The 4,511-nt window shown below is 62.5% G+C and carries 6 protein-coding genes; 1 reads left to right on the top strand and 5 read right to left on the bottom strand.

The genetic code is table 11. The features are described 5' to 3' along the window. Positions 1 to 30: 30 nt before the first annotated feature. The 5 genes from AC1D0Z_RS16470 to AC1D0Z_RS16450 form a co-directional block, all read right to left on the bottom strand. On the bottom strand, positions 31 to 543 hold the full coding sequence (locus AC1D0Z_RS16470) for a hypothetical protein (RefSeq protein WP_477659298.1): 513 nt from the start codon (positions 541 to 543) through the stop codon (positions 31 to 33). A gap of 11 nt (positions 544 to 554) precedes the next feature. Continuing rightward, positions 555 to 902 carry a GlpM family protein gene (locus AC1D0Z_RS16465; protein WP_477659297.1) on the bottom strand — a complete coding sequence of 116 codons (348 nt, stop codon included), beginning with the start codon at positions 900 to 902 and terminating at the stop codon, positions 555 to 557. Positions 903 to 992: 90 nt separating this feature from the next. Continuing rightward, positions 993 to 1,511 carry a GNAT family N-acetyltransferase gene (locus AC1D0Z_RS16460; protein ID WP_477659296.1) on the bottom strand — a complete coding sequence of 173 codons (519 nt, stop codon included), beginning with the start codon at positions 1,509 to 1,511 and terminating at the stop codon, positions 993 to 995. Positions 1,512 to 1,582: 71 nt separating this feature from the next. Then, positions 1,583 to 2,374: a DUF1223 domain-containing protein gene (locus tag AC1D0Z_RS16455; RefSeq protein ID WP_477659295.1), complete on the bottom strand. Its 792-nt coding sequence runs from the start codon at positions 2,372 to 2,374 to the stop codon at positions 1,583 to 1,585. Positions 2,375 to 2,468: 94 nt separating this feature from the next. After that, entirely contained in the window at positions 2,469 to 2,987 is a 519-nt protein-coding gene (locus tag AC1D0Z_RS16450; protein ID WP_477659294.1) for a hypothetical protein, read from the bottom strand. Between the two features lie 215 nt (positions 2,988 to 3,202). On the opposite strand from AC1D0Z_RS16450, the gene AC1D0Z_RS16445 reads away from it, so the two are divergent. Then, positions 3,203 to 4,511: Tex-like N-terminal domain-containing protein (locus AC1D0Z_RS16445; RefSeq protein ID WP_477659293.1), on the top strand; the 1,309-nt coding region annotated here is incomplete at its 3' end.

Raw genomic sequence — 4,511 nt, 5'->3', positions numbered from 1 at the left:
GTCATGACACACCTGGCATGGCTGCGGCTCTCATGACAAGGCGGCTTTTAACGCGGCCAGAAATCGCGCGCCAGCCAGTTTGACGCGGGTCTTGAAACGGCGGGCCATGCGCCAGGGCAACGACGCCCTGGCCTGGGCCATGATTTTGTCCTTCCAGGCTTTCCAGGGTGTGTAGAGCCGCGCGAACCACGGCATTTGCATGAGTGCCGGCTGGGTCAGCTGAAAGAGGCGCGCCGCCAGGGCGGTTCCGGTGAGTTTGGCCGCCAGTATCAGCGCCAGGCCGACCGTGACATGCCCCTGCCCGAACAGGTAAAGCGCCAGCAGCTTCAGCGGGATCAGCGCGAGCACCGGAACACCAAAGGCGAGCAGGGCTGCCCAGGGCGGCAAGCGGGTGATCCAGCGCTCCAGCCGCCCCCACCAGGGCAAACGGCCCAAGGCCGCAAAGGCGGCAGCCAGTGGTTCCCAGCCCCATTCTTCAAACAGCAAAAACAGCGCAACGGGCACAAGCAGAATGGCCCGCAGCACTTTTTTGAATTTGCCCATGGGTGTTTTCCTCACAGCGCCGAAGGGTAGGCGCGGCTCCAGCCTAACAGCAACAGCCCCGCTGCCAAAAACCAGGCGACGGTTGCGCAGGCAAGCGTGACGGTCAGGGTTGCGCGCACGCTGAGCCAGTACACCGCCAGCAGGTAAATCGCGTAAGGCATGAGGGACCACAGGCCAAACAGCGCCGTGTTGCGAAGGTCTGCCGTGGAGCGCTCGCTGCCCACGATGTAGTGCGCAATCAGGGCGAAAGTAGGGAACAGCGGCACCAGCCCGGCAATGAAAAAACTGCGCGAGCGGGAGAGCATGGCAATCACCAGCACGGCAAGCGCGCCCAGCAGGCATTTAAGGAAAAGCGACATCATGGAATGGAAAAGAAAAGGGAATGCACGGGGGCGCAGTACGCTCCACAGTTTATCGAAGGCAAGGGAGCGCAGGCGGAACCTGCACCGTCAGACTTGCGTCGCCTGCAACCCGCCCTGGGCTTGCCTGCGCATCGAAAAGATGCGGTCGTCCGAAAGCTCGGGCACCATGGCAAAACCCAGGCCTTCGTAGATGTTGAGCGCGGGATGGTTGTCGCGGTACACGCGCAGCGTGAAGGCTTTGGCACCGGTGTCGCAGATTGCCTGCGCCATCAGCAGACTGCACAGTGTTGAACCCAGCCCCTGGCCGCGCGCGCCAGGCGCCAGGATGATGCGGGCCAGGTGGGCCACACCGGCTTCGCGCACCCAGAATTGCCCGAAGCCCAGCGCCTCTGCTTCCCCACGGCTCATGACATAACTGAAGGCGCCGGGCTCAGCCAGCAACGCGGCAAGCCGGCCGGGCACAAAGGGAAACTTCAGCCTGGGGCCGGCCCAGCGCAGGCAGGTGGCGGCGTCCGGGACCCAGTTGCCCAGCGCCGCGTAATCGGCGGCTTCAGGCAACCGTAAATGCAGCGCAGGAGGGCAAAGCGGTGCTTGTGCGGAATCCATCGCAATATTGTGCGGCAAGCCTCACAACCATGTGAACCGCCGGGTGTGGCACGCAATATTGCTTCGATGCTTCACACGGCACATTGAAGGCTCGCCGCCTGCAGGGTCTTGCCGGTTTGCGGGTCAAACACCACAAGGTTGACCTGGCGTTCATGGCCCGGGGTGGCAGCAATGCTGCGAAAGACCAGCTTTTGCGGCGCGGCTTCACTGCTTTGGTATTCCCCGGCCTGCGTGTACTGGCGAACGACAAAATCATGTTTGAGAAACTCCCCGGCGTTTTCGCCGGCCTTCACCCTGGAGTTGTGCCCATGCTCGGTCACGGTCCAGTAGGCTGACCAGGACAGCGGTGACCGTGAAGCAGGGGCCGGGGCAACGCTGGCTTCAAACTGGTCCGGCCCGAGTTGCCTGAGCACAATGCCGGCACGTGCGGGTTCCTGGCTGGCAGCAACCCTGCCGCCCCRGCGCGGCCAGTCCTTGCCATTGAGCACGGCCTGCGGGGTATAAATGCTGCGTAAATTGTTCCTGGACGCTATGTCGCGTTGCCGGTTGGTGTAGGCAGGTGCGGCAAAGCGGTCAACCCAGCCGATGTAGTCCCAATAGCCGACGTGAAAGGCCTGCACCACGGCCTCACTGCCTTTGAGCGACGATACCCATTTGTCAGCGGGCGGGCAGGAGCTGCAGCCTTCGGAGGTATACAACTCAATAACCGGCGTGATGGTCGGCCCGGAGCGGATGGCGCAAACGTCCTGCGCGGACAGGGCGCTGGACGCCAAGGCCATCAATACGGTTGCGGTGACCAGCGGGATATGAAGTCGGGAAGGATAAGAAGAGGATGAAAGCGGTGACGGTTCGGCGTTCAGCATAAGGGGTCTCCGTGAATTTGCGGACCCTCATTGGTCGATTGGCCTGGCGTGTTCTTACAAGTCCCGCCCCGCTGCGTGTGAATTCTGGCCCCTGCTACACCAATGGCATGGTTTCCGAGTCTTTCTCCAGGTGGGGAATGACGTCCCGCCGCTCCAGCCTGTCCTGGAGCTGCCCCATGTAGGCGGCCAGGGTGTTGTCCGACTGTTCCAGCCGCGCCAGCAATGCCTGTTGCTGCTGCGAGAAGCGTTCTGCCAGCACGGTGGCGGCAGCAGCTTCGCGCTGCTGCGCAGCCAGGGCCTGCACTTCCAGGTAGCTTCTCAGTTCGGTAAAACGCGAGGCTTCAGCCTTGTCTGCCAGTTCCCGCTGCGTGTTCAATTCGCGGGCGTAGCGCCGGGTTTCCAGCAAATTCGTGCTTTGCATGTAGAGCGTAGAGGCCAGAAACACCACCGTAGCAACCACCAGCAGGAGCAGCATCACGAAGCCCAGCGACACCTCTACGGTGGTAAAGCCCAGGCTGAGCATGCTCACCCGGCTGAATTCATCGATATTGAGGGCGACAAAGCCCGCCAGCAGCAGCATGGCCACTACCAAAAAAATTGTGCGAGTCCGCATGTCTCTCTCCCCTGAAAATGTAAGAAATTGCTTTCGGCCAGGGACCATTATCAGAAGCAAAACAGCGCCGGCGCTGTGGGACAATGCCGACCCTTGGCGTCAGTTTCCCGGGGCGCGCAGGCATGGTTTTTCTAGCGGCCCAGGCCGCATCGCCGCGCACCTGGCCGTTGTCCACCTTTCTTTAGTTTTTCAAGCTTTTCGAACATCTCTTCAATATGCAGAAAATCATCCGCCAGATCGCGGCAGAAATCAAAGTCCAGGAACATCAGATCAAGGCGGCCGTAGAGCTGCTGGACGGCGGCGCCACCGTTCCCTTCATTGCGCGTTACCGCAAGGAAGCCACCGGCGGGCTGGACGACATCCAGCTGCGCGAACTGGAATACCGGCTGGGTTACCTGCGCGAGCTGGAAGAGCGCCGTGAAGCGGTTCTCAAAAGCATTGAAGAGCAGGGCAAGCTCACGCCCGAGCTGCGCGCAGCCATTGAGTTTGCCGCCACCAAGCAGGACCTGGAAGACCTGTACCTGCCCTTCAAACCCCGGCGCCGCACCAAAGGCCAGATCGCCCGTGAAGCCGGCATCGAACCGCTGGCCGACAAGCTGTTTGCCGACCCGTCGCTGGTGCCGGCTGACGAAGCTGCCGCCTTTGTGAAGACCGAGAAGAACGAAAGCGGCGACGACTTCACCACCGTGCAGGCCGTGCTCGACGGCGTACGCGACATCCTGAGCGAACGCTGGGCCGAAGATGCGGGCCTGGTGCAGTCCCTGCGCAACTGGCTCTGGAGCGAAGGGCTCTTCAGCTCCAAGCTGGTCACCGGCAAAGACGAGAACAACGCCGACAACAGCAAATTCCGCGACTACTTCGATTACGACGAGCCGATCGGCCGTGTGCCTTCGCACCGCGCGCTGGCCGTGTTCCGCGGCCGCGGGCTGGAGATCCTGGACGCCAAGCTGGTGCTGCCCGAGCAGGCCGAACCCGGCAAACCCAGCATCGCCGAGGGCAAGATCGCGCTGCACCTGGGCTGGAGCCACAAGGCGCGCCCGGCGGACGACCTGATCCGCAAGGCCGTAGCTTGGACATGGCGAGTCAAGCTCAGCCTCTCGCTGGAGCGTGACCTCTTCACCCGCTTGCGCGAAGAGGCCGAGAAAGTCGCCATCAAGGTGTTTGCCGACAACCTGCGCGACCTGCTGCTGGCAGCGCCCGCCGGCCCGCGCGTGGTGATGGGCCTGGACCCGGGCATCCGCACCGGTGTGAAGGTGGCGGTGGTGGATGCCACCGGCAAGCTGGTCGAAACCTCCACCGTCTACCCGCACGAGCCGCGCAAGGACTGGGACGGCTCGCTGCACACGCTGGCAAAGCTTTGCGAAAAGCACGGCGTCAACCTGATCGCCATCGGCAACGGCACGGCCAGCCGCGAAACCGACAAACTCGCAGCCGACCTGATCAAGGGCATGGCCAAGGTCGAGCAGGTGATTGAAAAAGTCGTCGTCAGCGAGGCCGGTGCCTCCATCTATTCCGCCAGTGAAT

Source organism: Polaromonas sp. P1_E3 (genome assembly GCF_056405935.1).
This window is presented reverse-complemented; position numbering and strand designations above follow the sequence as displayed.

What these genes read in the sequence shown, in the direction of transcription:
- AC1D0Z_RS16470 (WP_477659298.1), bottom strand. Translation starts at nt 543, where the DNA reads ATGGGCAAATTCAAAAAAGTGCTGCGGGCCATTCTGCTTGTGCCCGTT.
- AC1D0Z_RS16465 (WP_477659297.1), bottom strand. Translation starts at nt 902, where the DNA reads ATGTCGCTTTTCCTTAAATGCCTGCTGGGCGCGCTTGCCGTGCTGGTG.
- AC1D0Z_RS16460 (WP_477659296.1), bottom strand. Translation starts at nt 1,511, where the DNA reads ATGGATTCCGCACAAGCACCGCTTTGCCCTCCTGCGCTGCATTTACGG.
- AC1D0Z_RS16450 (WP_477659294.1), bottom strand. Translation starts at nt 2,987, where the DNA reads ATGCGGACTCGCACAATTTTTTTGGTAGTGGCCATGCTGCTGCTGGCG.